This window comes from Janthinobacterium sp. GW823-FHT03B06, from assembly GCF_058796955.1.
In genome coordinates, this window is record NZ_JBXAJE010000010.1 from 152,568 (window position 1) to 167,668 (window position 15,101).

The 15,101-nt window shown below is 65.5% G+C and carries 15 protein-coding genes; 9 read left to right on the forward strand and 6 right to left on the reverse strand.

Translation table 11 applies throughout. The features are described from left to right. The first annotated feature begins 10 nt into the window (after window positions 1–10). On the forward strand, window positions 11–547 hold the full coding sequence (locus AC1RBA_RS25635; protein WP_492420180.1) for a molybdopterin-dependent oxidoreductase: 537 nt from the start codon (window positions 11–13) through the stop codon (window positions 545–547). 57 nt (window positions 548–604) lie between these two features. Here the strand turns inward: AC1RBA_RS25635 and AC1RBA_RS25640 are convergent, their stop codons facing one another. The 3 genes from AC1RBA_RS25640 to AC1RBA_RS25650 are packed head-to-tail and all read right to left on the reverse strand — an operon-like array spanning window position 605 to window position 3,468. Continuing rightward, the gene (locus AC1RBA_RS25640; protein WP_492420182.1) at window positions 605–1,534 is read right to left on the reverse strand and encodes an alpha/beta hydrolase; all 930 of its coding nucleotides are present in this window, start codon (window positions 1,532–1,534) and stop codon (window positions 605–607) included. Then, window positions 1,531–2,394, reverse strand: a complete 864-nt coding sequence (locus tag AC1RBA_RS25645; RefSeq protein ID WP_492420184.1) for an alpha/beta fold hydrolase — start codon at window positions 2,392–2,394, stop codon at window positions 1,531–1,533. The genes AC1RBA_RS25640 and AC1RBA_RS25645 overlap by 4 nt, the downstream gene beginning before the upstream one ends. A 12-nt stretch (window positions 2,395–2,406) precedes the next feature. Continuing rightward, a complete protein-coding gene (locus AC1RBA_RS25650; protein WP_492420186.1) occupies window positions 2,407–3,468 on the reverse strand; it encodes a sugar phosphate isomerase/epimerase family protein in 1,062 nt (353 codons plus the stop codon). A 140-nt stretch (window positions 3,469–3,608) separates the two neighbouring features. On the opposite strand from AC1RBA_RS25650, the gene AC1RBA_RS25655 reads away from it, so the two are divergent. Further along, window positions 3,609–4,217, forward strand: a complete 609-nt coding sequence (locus AC1RBA_RS25655) for a TetR/AcrR family transcriptional regulator (RefSeq protein ID WP_070311457.1) — start codon at window positions 3,609–3,611, stop codon at window positions 4,215–4,217. A 16-nt stretch (window positions 4,218–4,233) separates the two neighbouring features. Here AC1RBA_RS25655 and AC1RBA_RS25660 read toward each other — a convergent pair whose 3' ends face one another. Then, entirely contained in the window at window positions 4,234–4,605 is a 372-nt protein-coding gene (locus AC1RBA_RS25660; protein WP_121669123.1) for a flagellar basal body protein, read from the reverse strand. A gap of 214 nt (window positions 4,606–4,819) precedes the next feature. Between AC1RBA_RS25660 and AC1RBA_RS25665 the strand changes: the two genes are divergently transcribed. The 5 genes from AC1RBA_RS25665 to AC1RBA_RS25685 all read left to right on the forward strand — a co-directional run bounded on the left by AC1RBA_RS25665 (window position 4,820) and on the right by AC1RBA_RS25685 (window position 9,495). Next, the gene (locus AC1RBA_RS25665; protein ID WP_240453595.1) at window positions 4,820–5,962 is read left to right on the forward strand and encodes a dienelactone hydrolase family protein; all 1,143 of its coding nucleotides are present in this window, start codon (window positions 4,820–4,822) and stop codon (window positions 5,960–5,962) included. A gap of 111 nt (window positions 5,963–6,073) precedes the next feature. Then, window positions 6,074–7,567, forward strand: a complete 1,494-nt coding sequence (locus AC1RBA_RS25670; RefSeq protein ID WP_121669124.1) for an NYN domain-containing protein — start codon at window positions 6,074–6,076, stop codon at window positions 7,565–7,567. A 100-nt stretch (window positions 7,568–7,667) separates the two neighbouring features. After that, a complete protein-coding gene (gene trhA, locus AC1RBA_RS25675; RefSeq protein ID WP_070222989.1) occupies window positions 7,668–8,285 on the forward strand; it encodes a PAQR family membrane homeostasis protein TrhA in 618 nt (205 codons plus the stop codon). Window positions 8,286–8,366: 81 nt separating this feature from the next. Beyond that, on the forward strand, window positions 8,367–9,248 hold the full coding sequence (locus tag AC1RBA_RS25680; RefSeq protein WP_070222987.1) for a LysR family transcriptional regulator: 882 nt from the start codon (window positions 8,367–8,369) through the stop codon (window positions 9,246–9,248). A gap of 22 nt (window positions 9,249–9,270) precedes the next feature. After that, a complete protein-coding gene (locus tag AC1RBA_RS25685) occupies window positions 9,271–9,495 on the forward strand; it encodes a hypothetical protein (protein WP_070289679.1) in 225 nt (74 codons plus the stop codon). 16 nt (window positions 9,496–9,511) lie between these two features. On the opposite strand, the gene AC1RBA_RS25690 is transcribed toward AC1RBA_RS25685, so the two are convergent. Both AC1RBA_RS25690 and AC1RBA_RS25695 read right to left on the reverse strand, forming a co-directional pair. Beyond that, window positions 9,512–12,397 carry a bifunctional diguanylate cyclase/phosphodiesterase gene (locus tag AC1RBA_RS25690; protein WP_121669126.1) on the reverse strand — a complete coding sequence of 962 codons (2,886 nt, stop codon included), beginning with the start codon at window positions 12,395–12,397 and terminating at the stop codon, window positions 9,512–9,514. Window positions 12,398–12,550: 153 nt separating this feature from the next. Further along, entirely contained in the window at window positions 12,551–13,327 is a 777-nt protein-coding gene (locus AC1RBA_RS25695; protein ID WP_070222982.1) for a spermine/spermidine synthase domain-containing protein, read from the reverse strand. A gap of 163 nt (window positions 13,328–13,490) precedes the next feature. Between AC1RBA_RS25695 and AC1RBA_RS25700 the strand changes: the two genes are divergently transcribed. Together AC1RBA_RS25700 and AC1RBA_RS25705 are read left to right on the forward strand one after the other, a co-directional pair. Beyond that, window positions 13,491–13,766 carry a hypothetical protein gene (locus AC1RBA_RS25700; protein WP_070222980.1) on the forward strand — a complete coding sequence of 92 codons (276 nt, stop codon included), beginning with the start codon at window positions 13,491–13,493 and terminating at the stop codon, window positions 13,764–13,766. 37 nt (window positions 13,767–13,803) lie between these two features. Then, complete coding sequence (locus AC1RBA_RS25705) at window positions 13,804–14,955, forward strand: GGDEF domain-containing protein (protein ID WP_492420191.1); 1,152 nt, start codon at window positions 13,804–13,806, stop codon at window positions 14,953–14,955. Window positions 14,956–15,101 lie beyond the last annotated feature (146 nt).

Sequence of the window (15,101 nt, forward strand, 5' to 3'; positions counted from 1 at the left end):
AGGACACAGCATGTTGAAGAAAATATTCCTTGGTTTTGCTTCGGTCGCACTGCTGGCGGCGGCCCCCGCATGGGCCGACCCGGCGCCGGCGCGCGAGAACATGAGCCGCGCGCTCGCCGTCACGGGCAAGGTGGCAACGCCGTTGACCCTGACGGTAGCCGACCTGCGCAAGCTGCCGCAAGCCAATGGCGGGGATATCGCCGTCACGCGCCACAACGGCGACAAGGCCGAAACCATCACCAGTTACAAGGGCGTGCGCCTGCGCGACATCCTCGACAAGGCGGCGCTCGATGCGCCCGGCCACAACGACGTCAAGAAGCTCGCCATCATCGCCACGGCCACCGATGGCTATGCGGTGGTGTTTTCCTGGGGCGAGCTGTATAACTCGCCGGCCGGCGAGGGCGTGATCGTTTACTACGAAAAGAACGGCAAGGCGCTCGACGACAGCGATGGCGAGATCGCCCTCATCTCGGCGAAGGATATCCGCACGGGTCCGCGCCATGTGAAGTGGCTGAACGGCGTCGAGGTGCGCAAATTGGTGGAATAGAGGCATGCTGGGGTCTGACCCGCCGGGTCAGACCCCAGCATTTTTCTAGTGGACTATTTACGCAAACATGGCACTGTTCATTGCTTGGCCCGCCACGTCGAACAATCCCCGCGCCTTTGGTGCCAAGCCCAGCATGTGTATCGATGCATGGATCATGCCGTCGAGCTGCACGCATTGCGCCGCCACGCCGTCGTCGCGCAAATACCGCGCATAGGCTTCGCCCTCGTCATGCAGCGGGTCGTACTCGCATACCAGCACCGTCGCCGGCGGCAAGTCCTTGAGCGACGTTGCCCGCAGGGGCGCCGCGTAGGCGTTCGCGCCGTCGGCCGGCTCGTTCAGGTAGGCCGACCAGCAAAAGCGCATCGCCTCCCGCGTCAGCGAATGGCCCTCCGCATAGCGCTGGTAGGACGGCGTGTCGAAGGCAAAATCGAGCGCCGGGTACAGCAGCAGCTGATGCGCCAGCGCGGGACCTGCCTGGTCGCGCGCCATCAGGGCGGCGGCCGCCGCCAGGTTGCCGCCCGCGCTGTCGCCGCCCACGGCCAGCCGTTTCGCATCGATGCCCAGCGCCGCCGCATGTTCGGCGACCCAGCATAACGCGCGGTAAAAGTCGTTCAATGGCACGGGGAACTTGTGCTCGGGTGCCAGCCGGTAGTCGACGGAAAAGATCACGCAGCCGGTGGCGTTGGCCAGCGCGCGGCAGGGATTGTCGTACAGGTCCAGCGAGCACAGACACCATCCTCCGCCATGCGCAAAGACGATGGCCGGCAGGGGCTGGCCCGTGTCCGCGCCGGCGGGCACGTAGGCGCGCACGGTCAGCGCATGCTCGCCCGGCAGCACGTAATCGGTGATGGATGCGACGTCTTCCAGGGGGCCATGCAGCTGGCGCAACCCCGTTTCCGTGGCCGCGCGCAGGTCCGCCAGCGAGGCGGGCGGCGGCGCATCTTTTATCTCTTCCAGCCAGGCGGCAATCAGCGGATCGAGGCTCATGCTGATTTTTCTCCGGCCAGGAAGGGCAGCAGGTGGGCGATGAACGCTTCCGGCTGTTCTTCCATGATGAAGTGGCCGCATTCGGCAACGATGGCGCCTTTCAAATTGTCCGCCTTGCCCTGCATGGTCAGCAGCGGCGCGTCGTTGGTCGCATGGTCGGCGCCGATGGCCAGTACCGGCATGGTCAGGCTGCGTTTTGCCCGTTCCAGATTTTGACGGATGGTTTCGGGTATGGCGCGGTAGTAGGCAAAACCGGCGCGCAGGGCGCCCGGCGTGGCATAGGCATCCGCATACACGTCGACGGCGACCTTGTCGCGGCGGTACGACCAGCGGTCGAAAATGAAGCGGATGTACTCGCGCTCCTTGCCCGCCGTGAGCATTTCCGGCAAATCGAGCACCTGGTTGAACATGAAATGCCACAGGAAGATGTTGTCGGACGGCGCGACGAAAATCGGCGGCGCGGGCGCCAGACCGGGAATCACGGCTTCCGTCAGCGCCAGTTTCGTCACGGCCTGCGGGAAATCGCTGGCCAGCGCATAGCCGACCCACATGCCGATGTCGTGACCGGCCACGTCGTATTGCGCGTGGCCCAGGGCCAGCATGGCGCGGTGCAGGGTGGCGGCAACGGCGCCCGTGTCATAGCCGCCGGCCGGGCGGTCCGAGTGGCCGCTGCCCGGTGGATCGATGGCGATGGCCTGGTAGCCGCTGGCGGCCAGCGCCGCCATCACGTGGCGCCACGCATACCAGGTTTGCGGCCAGCCGGGGATCAGCAGCACGGGTTTGCCGGTGCCGGGACCGGCGATGACGCAATGCAGGCGCTGGCCGTCGATGCGGACGTAGTCGTGAATGAAGTCGTTCATATGTTTCCTTGATTAGTGATGCTCGATGCCGAGCAGGGTATTGATCTGTTGTGCGCTGACGGGGGCGCCGGCGAAGTCGTCGAAGATCTTGTCGGTGACGGGAATGATGTGGGCATTAATGAAGGCCACGCCTTCGCGCGCGCCCACCTCCTGATCCTTCAGGCAGCATTCCCATTCCAGCGTCGCCCAGCCCGCGTAATCGTTTTGCGCCATCTTCGAGAAGATGGCCTTGAAATCGACCTGGCCGTCGCCCAGCGAGCGGAAGCGCCCGGCGCGGTTTTCCCACGACTGGTAGCCGCCGTAAATGCCTTGCCGCCCCGTCGGATTGAACTCCGCATCCTTCACATGGAACATGCGGATATGGTCCTTGTAGATATCGATGAATTCCAGGTAGTTCAACTGCTGCAGCACGAAGTGGCTGGGGTCGAACAGCATCTTGCAGCGCGGGTGGCGGCCTACGCGCTCGTAAAACATCTCGAAGCTGATGCCGTCATGCAGGTCTTCGCTGGGGTGGATTTCGTAGCACAGGTTGACGCCCTGTTCCTCGCACACGTCGAGGATGGGCAGCCAGCGGCGTGCCAGTTCGTCGAAGGCCGTTTCGATCAGGCCGGGCGGGCGCTGCGGGAAAGGGAACAGGTAGGGCCAGGCGAACGAGCCGGAAAACGTGCCCATGTCGGTCAGGCCCAGGCGTTTCGACGCCATGGCCGCCAGTTTCACTTGCTCGATGGCCCACTCGGTGCGCGCCGCCGGCTGGCCGTGCAGGTGTGCCGGGGCGAAGCTGTCGCACAGCGCGTCGTAGGCCGGATGCACGGCCACCAGCTGGCCGAGGATGTGCGTCGTCAGTTCGCTGATGACGAGGCCATGGCTGGCCAGCACGGCAACGAGGTCGTCGCAGTATTGCTGGCTGTGCGCCGCCTGCGCCACGTCGAACAGGCGCGCATCCCAGGCGGGAATCTGCAGGGCCTTGAAGCCCATGCCGGCCGCCCACTCGGCGATGGCGGGCAGGGTGTTGAAGGGCGCCGTGTCGGCGGCGAATTGTGCCAGGTGCAGGCTTGGTCCTTGGATGGTTTTCATATCGGCTCCTATTGTTTGTCGATCGACAAAGAATAGGCGAAATTGTTGGCGCGGTCAAGCCCGTGATGCAAAATAAATGGCGAACGCGGCGCGGGCGCCAGGCGTTATACTGGCCGCCATTTCGCAAGCAGAGGATCAAGATGGCAGGAAGACCGAGGGAATTCGACCGCGCGCTGGCGCTGGCAAAAGCGCGCGACGCGTTCTGGACGCGTGGCTACGAGGGGGTGTCGATGGCGGACCTGGTGGCGGCGCTGGGCATCGCCTCGGCGCGCATCTATGCGGCGTTCGGCTCGAAGGAGCAGCTGTTCCGCGAAGCCGTGGAGCTGTATGAAACGGGAGAGGGCGCGTTTGCCGTGCACGCGCTGGCGGCCAGCCTGAACGTGCGCGATGCGGTGGCGCGCATGCTGGAAGAAGCCGTGCTGCTGTATACGCGCAGCGGCCAGCCGCAAGGCTGCATGGTGGTCACGGCCGCCACGAACACGAGCGCGGAAAACGCGGGCATCGCCGACTGGCTGGCGCAGCACCGCCGCGCGCGCACGCAAGCCGTCATCGAGCGCCTGCGCGCGGCGCAGCTGGCGGGGGAATTAAAGGCGGAGGCGGACGTGCAGGCGCTGGGCGACTACTATGCGGCCTTGCTGCATGGCTTGTCGGTGCAGGCGCGCGACGGCATTCCGGCCGAACGGCTGCTGGCGCTGATTGCGCCGGCGATGGCGCCATTGGCGCTGGAAATGCAAAAGCAAGCTATCTAAGCGCTAGTGACTGTGCTTAAGTCTTGACGTCGATCAGGCTGCCCAGGGCCTGGTCGGCCGCCTTGACGACGTTCGCCGACAGGTTGAAACCGGCCTTGTAGACGAGGTTATCGGTCAGTTCGGAAGCGAGGCCCACGCCGTTCGGCCGGCTTTCGGACGCCTTGGCCGCATTGGCATTGGCGCCGCTGACGCTTTCGCTGGCGGCCAGCTTGCGCCCCTCGACGGAGAGGGTGACGCCCGTGCCGGCCGGGCTGGCTTCCTGGAATTCGGCTTGCTGCGGCTGGAAGCCCGGCGTATTCGCATTGGCGATATTGTTGGCGGCCACATCCAGCGCGCGCTGGTTGGCGGTCAGCCCCGAGGTACCGGTGGTGAGGGCGGATATGGACATGGCGACTCCTTCAGAATACGCCCAGTTTACTCCCGTCAGCGGAAAAAGTGTGGTGGCGCAAGGCAACAATTTTTCCCGCAGGTGCTTGCCGCAAAAAATATGTGCGTCACGTAATTTTTTTATATTGTTCTGTGGCATTTCACTGCCTAGACTGGCAGGGAAGTCATCCACGGAGTCCGTCATTTTCCATCTGTTACGCCCCATTTTTCTGGGTTTGCTGCTCAGCCTGCCTTGCCTGCCCCTGAAAGCCCAGCTTGTTCCCTCCCAGCTACCGCTCGATGCGCGCCTGAACGAGCAAGTCATCATGGTGCCGGCCGGCGACGGCTTGCGCGAGACGCTGGAGACGACGGTGTTCCGTCCCCCCGGCTCCGGCCCGTTTCCCTTGCTGCTGATGAACCACGGCAAGCAGGCCGGCCCGGCCCGGCTGCAGCAGCGCGAGCGCTTCATCTATATGGCGACCGAGTTCGTGCGCCGCGGCTATGCCGTGATGCTGCCGATGCGCGCCGGCTTTGCGCGCTCCACGGGCGCCTACCGCGATTTCGGCTGCGACATGCTGGGCAACGCCCAGGGCCAGGCGCGCGACATGCTCGCCGCACTCGCGTATGCGCGCCGCCAGAGCTGGGTCGACCCGCAGCGCATCGTCGTCGCGGGGCAGTCGTACGGCGGCATGGCGGCGCTGGCGCTGGCCACACGGATGGTGCCCGGCGTGCGCGGCGTGCTCAATTTTGCGGGCGGCTTGCGCGTCGACATGCCCGGCTGCGACTGGCAAGGGGCGCTGACCAAGACCTTCGCCACCCTGGGCGCCTACAACCACATTCCCAGCCTGTGGCTGTATGGCGCGAATGACGCGTACTTTTCGCCGGCGCTGGCGCAGCGGCTGTTCAATTCCTTTACCGGTTCAGGCGGCCGGGCGCAGCTGCTGGCCTATGGCCCGTTCAAGCGCGACGCCCACCTGACCCTGGGCAGCCGCGACGGGGTGGCCGTGTGGCTGCCCGCCACCGAGCGCTTCTTGCAGAAAATCGGCATGCCGGTGCGCCAGGTCTACCGCGTGGCCGATGCGCCGTCGCCGCCCGCCACGCATTTCGCGCCGCAGGACGATATCGCCGCCGTGCCCTACCTGGAAGAGCAGGGCCGCGCCGCCTACCGCGTCTTCCTGGAAAAAACCGCGCCACGCGCCTTTGCCTTGTCGGCCAGCGGCGCCTGGGGCTGGGCCGAGGAGGGCGAAAGCCCCGATGTGCGCGCGCTCGCTTCGTGCCAGCGCCGCAGCAGCCTGCCATGCCAGCTGTATTCGGTCGATGAAAGCGTTGTTTGGCCCGTCGCTGGCGCCAGCGCGAGCGCCGCCGGCGGCGCGCAATAGGCCGCCGCGCACGATAGTTGTCGCCGAAACGGGGGATGGGCGAATATACTAGTCGAAAAGGGAGGCGTTGCGCTTCCCGTCCGCCCTTATCATCAGCGAGAATTCACCCTTATGGCGTCATCCCCAGAAAACCTCAGCATGGCCGTGTTTTGCGACTTCGAGAACGTCGCGCTCGGCGTGCGAGATGCAAATTACGAAAAATTCGATATCAAGCCCATCCTCGAACGCTTGCTGCTCAAGGGCAGCATCGTTGTCAAGAAGGCATATTGCGACTGGGACCGTTATAAAAGTTTCAAGGGCACCATGCATGAGGCGAACTTCGAACTGATCGAAATTCCCCACGTGCGCCAGTCCGGCAAGAATTCGGCCGACATCCGCCTCGTCGTCGATGCACTGGACCTGTGCTACACCAAGGCCCACGTGAACACCTTCGTCATCATCAGCGGCGATTCCGATTTTTCGCCGCTGGTGTCGAAACTGCGCGAAAACGCCAAGCAGGTGATCGGCGTGGGCGTCAAGCAGTCGACGTCGGACCTGCTGGTGGCCAACTGCGACGAATTCATTTTCTACGATGACCTGGTGCGCGAGAGCCGCCGCACGGCCGCCAAGCGCGACGCGCGCGAAACTCCGGCGGCCAAGCGCTCGCCCGACGAGGAAGTGCGCCGCAAGGAAAAATACGAGTCGCGCAAGACGGAAGCGATCGAAATGGCCGTCGCCACCTTCGACGCGCTGGTCTCGGAGCGCGGCGACAGCGGCAAGATCTGGGCCTCGATGCTGAAGGAAGCGATCAAGCGCCGCAAGCCGGACTTCAGCGAATCGTATTACGGTTTCCGCACCTTCGGCAACCTGCTGGAAGAAGCGCAGACGCGCGGCTTGCTGGAATTCGGCCGCGACGAGAAATCGGGCGCCTATGTCTACCGCAGCAGCGGCCTGGTGCCTGTCGCTGCGCCCGTGAACGGGGAAGTCGCCAGTGACGTCATCGCCAGCGGCGAAGCCGGCGCGACGGCGGAAGAGGGCAATCACCGCGATGGCGGCAGCCGCCGCGATTCGCGCCGCAATGGCCGTGGCGGCCGCAAGCAGAACGAGCAGCGCCGCGGCGAGTCCGCGCCACAGGCTTTTGTGCCGGTGGCCGACGTGGAAACGGCCGTCGAGCAGTATGCGCCCGCGCCGCAGCCGGAGATCGTGCATGAAGTGGCCGAAGCCGCAGTCGAGGTCGTAGCGGAAGAGGGCAACGCCAAGCGCGGTTCGCGCCGCAATGGCCGTGGCGGCCGCAAGAACGGCGATGGCGGCCGTGAAGCGCGCGTCGAGGTGGTCGAGGTGGTGGTGGCGGAAGCCATGCCTGCGCCCGTGCCTGAACCGGTAGCCGAAGCGATCGTGGAAGCGGCCGCCGAAGCGAAGCCGAAGGCCAAGCCGCGCACGCCGGCGCGCAAGACGGCAGCGGCGAAGAAGCCGGCCAAAAAGGCGGCTGAAGCCGTGGCGGAAGCGGCGCCGGTGATTGAGCTGGCGCCGGTGGACGTGGCTGTCGTGGCGGAAGACAAGCCGGCCAAGGCGCCGCGCAAGACCCCGGCGCGCCGTCCCGCGCGCAAGAAGGCGGAAGCGGCTTGATTGACCGCTCGCAGCGGAAGGCTGGGGTCAGACGGGGACGCCGAGTCCCGACGGGTCTGACCCCGGGTGTCTGTTGCGTCTTAGCAAAGCGGTGTTAAGCATGTACCACGGTGAACGGTTCAACAGCATTTCCCATACGGTGGGCGCCGCGCTGGCGGCCATCGGCGGCGTCATCCTGATCGTCGCGGCGGCCCGCACGGGCGACCCCTGGAAAATCGTCAGCTGCAGCGTGTATGCGGCCATGCTGCTGACCCTGTACCTCACTTCCACCCTGTACCACAGCGTGCGCGGCAAGGCCAAGGCCGTGCTGCAGCGGCTCGACCATTGCGCCATCTACCTGCTCATCGCGGGCACCTACACGCCCTTCATGCTGGTGACCCTGCGCGGTCCCTGGGGCTGGTCGCTGTTCGGTGTCGTCTGGGGCTTGGCGCTGTTTGGCATCGTGCAGGAATATGTGTATGCGAAAGGCGCGCGCATCCTGTCGCTGGTGATTTACGTGGCCATGGGCTGGCTGATCGTCATCGGCATCAAGCCGCTGCTGGCGGCGCTCGAGTGGAACGGTTTCCTGTGGCTGGTGGCGGGCGGGCTGTGCTACACGGGCGGTATCGCTTTCTATGCCACCGATCACAAGCTGCGCCATGGCCACGGCATCTGGCACCTGTTCGTGCTGGCTGGCAGCAGTTGCCACTTTATCGCCATTTTGTTCTACGTTGCCTGACGTAGCGCGCAGCCGGGCCACCCTCGCTGACTATTGCCTGCAATCCATTATAATGCCCTGATCTGTGAAACAAGGGCAAGAATGGACATCAACTCGGACGACCTGAAAATCTTCGTCACCGTCATCGACAGCGGCACCCTGAGCGCGGCCGCCGTGCACCTGGGACAAACCACCTCCGGCGTCAGCCGCGCGCTGTCGCGGCTCGAAGACAAGCTGGCCACCTCGCTGCTGACGCGCACCACGCGGCGCATGGAGCTGACGGAAGAGGGACAGCTGTTCCTCGACAAGGCGCGCGCCATCCTCGCCTCGATGGAAGACGTGGAAGAGTCGATCCGCATCCGCCGCCAGAAGCCGGCCGGCCGGCTGTCCGTCGATGCCGCCTCGCCCTTCATGCTCCACTGCGTGGTGCCCCACGTGGCCGAATTTCGCGCCATGTATCCGGAGATCCGCCTGGAGCTGACCAGCAACGACCAGATCGCCGACCTGCTCGAGCACCGCACCGATATCGCCATCCGCATCGGCGCCCTGGTCGACTCGACCCTGCATGCGCGCGCCCTGACTGCCAGTCCGCTGCACGTGCTGGCCACGCCCGCCTATCTGGCGCGCCACGGCGAACCGGCCACGCCGGAAGCGCTGGCCGGCCATGCGCTGCTGGGCTTTGCCCAGTACGACCTGGGGAATAACTGGCCGCTGCGCCACGCAGCGGGCAACAGCCTGCAGATCGTGCCCGCGCTGGCCGCCTCCAGCGGCGAAACCCTGCGCCAGCTGGCCCTGCACGACCAGGGCATCGTCTGCCTGTCCGACTTCATGACGAAGGACGATATCGCCGCCGGCCGCCTGGTGAAAGTGCTGCAGCCGTTCTACACGGGCTACCGCCAGCAGATCCATGCCGTCTACTACCGCAACACGCAGCTGGCGCAGCGCATCAGCTGCTTTCTCGAATTCCTGCAGCACAAGCTGTAGGCCGGGCATGAAGGATACGGGCATGCAGTGTCCCACCTGCGGCGAATACGGCGACCTGATCCTTGCGAAAGTCAGAAAGACGGGGCAGGAGGTGGTCGTTTGCACCGAATGCGACAACCTGTGGGCCGAGCCGGGCAGCGCGCCCGACATCGACGCCAGCGAGGGCGTGGCGGAGTTTCTGGCGGCAGCCGGTCTTGCTGACGACTGGGAGGAACTGGCGCTGCTCGCCAGGCTGCCGGCCGGCTAGCCTGCGCGCACGCGCGTCAGGCCGCGGCGTTCGCTTCCTTCGTTTCGGCCCGCAGCAGCAGTTCCACCTCGTGCGCAGGCAGCGGGTGACTGAAGTAATAGCCTTGCGCCTCGTCGCAGCCGTGCTGACGCAGGTAGTCCAGCTGCTCGGCCGTTTCCACGCCTTCGGCCACCACGCGCAGTTTCAGATTGTGCGCCAGGGCGATGATGGAGACGACGATGGCTGCGTCGTCCGCGTCGCGCGCCACGTCGCCGACGAAACTGCGGTCGATCTTCAGCACGTCGATGGGGAAGGTGCGCAGGTAGGCGAAGCTGGAATAGCCGGTGCCGAAGTCGTCGATCGACAGCTGCACTCCCAGCGCCTTCATGTCGTGCAGCTGGCTGACGGCCAGCGCCACGTCGTGCATGAACAGGCTTTCCGTCAGTTCCAGTTCCAGGCAGGCGGGCGGCAGGCCCGTTTCCAGCAGCACTTCGGCGATCGAGGCGACCAGGTTCGGCTCGTTGAACTGGCGCGCCGACAGGTTCACGGCCAGGCGCAGCGGGTCCAGCCCCGCCGCATGCCAGCGTTTCACCTGCGCGCACGCCTCGCGCATGACCCAGGCGCCGATCGGCACGATCAGGCCCGTATCTTCCGCCAGCGCGATGAAGCGCTGCGGCGCCACCATGCCCAGGTCCGGATGCTGCCAGCGCAGCAGCGCTTCCACGCCGACGATGCGCCCGCTGGCCAGGTCCAGCTGCGGCTGGTAATGCAGCACGAACTGTTCGCGCTCCAGGGCGTTGCGCAGCGCCGTCTCGATGCGCAGGCGCTCCAGGGTGGCCTGGTTCATGGCCGTCGTGTAGAACTTGATGTTGTTGCGGCCCTGTTTCTTGGCGCAGTACATGGCGATGTCGGCCTGCTCGATCAGGTTCTGCGTCTCGCCATTCAGGGTCACGTCGCCGGGAGCGTCGTGGCGCGACATGTCGTAGACGGCTACGCCGATGCTGCAGGTGACGAAGAATTCCTTGCCATCCAGCAATACCGGCTGGGCCACGGCATCCATCACGCGCTGCACGATGGCGGCGCTGAGCGCTTCGTCGGCCTGTTCGCACAGGATGGCGACGAATTCGTCGCCCGACAGGCGCGCCACCGTATCGGTTTCGCGCAGGCTGGCCTGCAGGCGCGTGGCGATGGTTTTCAGCAGCAGGTCGCCGGCCTTGTGACCGAGGCTGTCGTTGACGAACTTGAAGCGGTCGAGGTCGATCAACAGCACCCACAGCGCGCGGTTCTTGCGGCGCGACAGGGCCATCGCTTGCGCCAGGCGGTCGCGCAGCAGGGCGCGGTTGGGCAAGCCCGTCAGCACGTCGTGGTGGGCGATGTGCTGGATTTGCTGCTCGGCCAGCTTGCGTTCCGTAATTTCGGAACCCGTGCCCCGGTAGCCGCGAAATTCGCCGAACTCGTTGAACAGCGGTTCGCCATTGACGCTGAACCAGCGCAGCTGGCCATTGCGGTCGTGCATCGCATATTCGAGGTTGGAAAAGGGCAGGTGGGCTTCCAGATTGGCGATATGCTGCTTGCCCCAGCGCGAATTGCGCATCTCCGGGTTGTTGTCCCAGCGCGTCATGCCGATGAAGCGTTCCAGCGGCATGTTCGACTTGTCCGTGAAGCCGCTGGTGATGTGGGTGAAGCAGAAGTTGGCGTCCTGCTCCCAGTACCAGTCCGAGGACAAGGCCAGCAGGCGGCGGAAGCGCTTTTCGCTTTCCTGCAGGGCGCGCTCCGTGCGCTGGCGCGCGCGCACGTCGGCGCTGAGCAGCTCGTTGCTGCGCTTGAGGTCGGCAGTGCGCTGCTCCACCAGCAGCTGCACGCGGCGCGAGCGCTGCGTCAGCGATTGCACGAAGGCGGCCGTCAGCAAGCTGAACAGCAAGCCCATGATCACGGTGAACAGCGAGCCCAGGTGGTCGGCCAGGAAGGGCCGCGGATGGGCCACCACGCGCACGTGCCAGGGCCGGCCGGCGGAAAAAAAGGCACGGTCATAATGGCTGTGGTAGGCAAAGTGCAGCCAGCGCGGCAGCACCTCCCAGGTGACGCCCGCTTCGTCGGCAGGCGCCTGGCCGTGCCGGAAGATCAACTGGCGCGGGTCGGCGCCGGCGTCGGCATAGACGCTCAGTTCGAGCTGCGGGTCGCCCAGCAGGTCGGCGCCGGCGAGGATTTTCTGCACCAGTTCGCCAGCGCGCACGATGGCCGCCGTATCGCCGATCAGCGCCGCGCGCCGCTGCTGCACCGTTTGCAGGGGCACGCCGTGGCGGTACACGGGCCGTACGATGACGAAGCCCTGCTGCGGTCCCTGCGCCAGGGTCAGCAGGCCTGTGGCGGTGGTCTGGCCGCTGATGATCGATTGTTCCAGCGCGCGCGCCAGCATGCCGCTCGGGCTGACGTTCAGGCCGAAGGCGGGGCGGTTGCCCTGCAAGGGTTCGAGATAGTCGACCACCATGTAGCTGGCCCGCGTCGTCGCGGGCACGATGACGCCGTCGCGCATTTCCATCATGGCGTAGTCGGGCACGATGCGCCGCAGCTCGGCTTCGAATGCCGCGCGCTGCGCATGCGGCACGATGCGGTGGAAATTGAAGGCCTGGATGAACGGGTGGCGCTGCAGCAGCGGCGTGGTGAAGTCGTGGAACTGTTCGCGCGTGACGGGCACGACGGCGGCAAACAGCTGGTTCGTCGTGGTCAGCACCTCGACCGCGTCGTCGAGTCCCTGCTCGATGGCGGCCACCCTGGCGCCGGCGCGTTGCTGCAGGCTCAGGCTCATCTTGTCGTATTCGAGCTGGCTGATGGCGGCGAACAGCACGGCCGTCACGCTGACGCCGCAGGCGAAGGTCAGCGCGGCCGCGGCGGAAATCGACAATGGCAGGCGGCCACGCAGCATGGTTTTTCCTATCTCACTTCATGGACACAATTGCTCGGCAGCACCTGCCGGCCCGCGCAGGCCGTAGTTTGTCATAAACCACATCCATCATGCGAATTTTGTACCAGATCGCTGCTAATAAGCAACAATATAGATGGCCATGGCGGACGACTATCAGTTGTCGCGTGCGCCTGATTGCCGGCGCAAACGCCACAGTTGCCATGCCGGCAGCAGCCGGTTCAGGAAAGCCAGGCCGCATACGCGGCGCCAGCGCACCAGGCGCACGACGCGCACGGCGCGGCCGTCGGCGCCTTGGCCTTGCTCAGGCTTGGCGGCGAAGATGATGCGGTTGTTGCCGGCGATGCCGTCGAAGTGACAGACGGCGCCGCGGAAGGTGAGCATCAGGCGCGCCAGCATGGCGGGATAGTGCTCGTCGTAACTGAACAGGTTGGCCGCCAGCACGCCGCCGGGCAACAGGGCGCGCAGGCAGTCCGCATAGAAGCGCGCGCTGCCGAGGGCGGGCGGCAAGCCCGTTTCGTCGTAGCCGTCGAGCAGCAGCACATCGGCGCAGCCCGGATGCTGGCGGATATAGCTGACGGCATCCGTCTCGATGATGCGCAGGCGCGCGTCGTCGGGCGGCAGCATGAACTGCTCGCGCAGGGCGATCACGTCGGCGCGCAATTCCAGTACCGTGATGCGCGTGTCGGGCAGGTGGCGGTGGCAGAATTTCAGCAGCGAACCGCCGCCCAGGCCCACCATCAGGATGTGCCGCGGGCGCGGCACGAACAGGGTAAAGCACATCATGGCGCGCGCATAGCGCAGCAGCAGATGGTCGGGGCGCGACAGCAGCATTTCGCTCTGGATCATGCCGGGCTGGAATTCCAGGCGGCGCCGGTCGCCACAGGTATGCACCTGCGGGGCAAGTGGGGTGGTGCTTCTGTGTTCCGGCATGGGACGACTTCGCTGAGTGGACTGGGGAAGATGCTTTGTTGCATTCAGAGAAATCTGATAAGCTCCCGTGAGCATACCCGATTAATCCGCGCCGAGCATGCGTATATGCAGATATACGGCGCGCGGCGGCACGGCCGCGCAGTCGGGCACCATGGAGACAAGCATGTTTTTGGATCACCCCATCATTACGGCGACGAACAGTTTTACGGAGCCTGACCGCATCGAGCGGCTGACGCGCGTGTACGGCTACGCGGCGGCGCTGGCGGACCAGGCCGGCAATGTCGGCTTCATTGAAAAAGTGGCGCAGATCCACGACCACAAGGGCACCCTCATCGTGTTCTGGCACGAAGCGCCCAGCGACGTGGAAAAGCAGTATTTCGTGCAGGCGTGGGCCAGCAAGATCGGCGACGGCAGCACCAATGTCGAACACGAAATCTGACACAGCGTGCCGCGGATTCGCGGCGATGGCGTAGCCCATGGATATCAAGACCCTGGTACTGGCCCTGGCGCTCGGCAACCTGAGCCTGTGCGCGGCCCTGTTTTTCTTCGAATACGAGCGCAAAAAGTCGCTCAGCATGTCCACCTGGGCGGTGGCCAAGCAATGCCAGGCCATCGCCTGGTGCCTGCTGTATTTCCGCGGCGTGCTGCCCGATTTCCTCTCCATCCTGCTCGGCAACAGCCTGCTGTTTGCCGGCATGGCGCTCGATGCGGGCGCGCTGTGGCAGGCGGCCGGGCGCGGCGGCTGGCGACGTTATGTCTTGCCGGCGCTGGGCCTGTCGGTGGCCCTGTTTGCCGCCTGCTACCTGTTCGACGTGGCGCCGCTGCTGCGCAGCGCCGGCGGCTCGCTCATCGTGGCCGGCTTTTTCCTCGCAGGCGTGGCCGCCCTGTGCCTGAAATGGCGCGAGGCGAGCATGCTGCGCCGCTTCCTCGTCGTCAGCATGGGCGTGCTGTCCTTGCTGATCGCCGCGCGCGGCGTGCTTGCCGCCACCGTTCCCGGTTTCGATGCGGAGCTGATGCAGCTGGCCGGCTTCGGCGCCCTGTACCTGATGATGCTGACGAACGCCTTCGGCTATCTGCTGCTGTCGCGTGAAAAACTGGGCGGCGAGCTGGCGCGCCTGGAAGTGCTCGACGCGGCCACGGGCGTGCCGAACCGGCGCGGCTTTTACCAGGCGCTGGCGCCGTGGATGGCGCTGGCGCGCCGGCCCGGCTTGCCGACGGCGCTGGTGGTGCTCAATATCGACCATTTTAAAAGAGTCAACGACAGCTACGGCCATCCGGTCGGTGATGCGGTGCTCAAAACCATCGTCGACACCTGCCGCCAGCAGCTGCGCGACAGCGACCTGATGGGCCGCCTGGGCGGCGCCGAATTCGCCATCCAGCTGCCGCGCACGACCCTGGCCGATGCGCTGATGGTGGCCGAACGCATCCGCGCCGCCGTCGAAGCGCTGCCCGTCAAGACGGAGCGTGCCGTGCTGCAACTGACGGCCAGCCTGGGCGTGACCACCATCCGCGCCGAAGACAGCGCCGTCAGCCTGTTCAAGCGGGCCGACGAGGCGCTGCAGGCGGCCAAGCAGGCGGGCCGCAACAGGGTGGTGGAGGCGCAGGGCGCCAGCACCCTCGATATCTAAGGCTCTGTTCCCGCTAAGTAGGGGAAGTTCAGGAATCTTTCCCAGCCCCGGCTGTCTGACTGTACATATCAGACAAACGGGAGCCATCCATGCAGCCAGCCGAATGGAAAACCTTCATCGCCCAGTTCGCCGCACTGAGCCGTCGC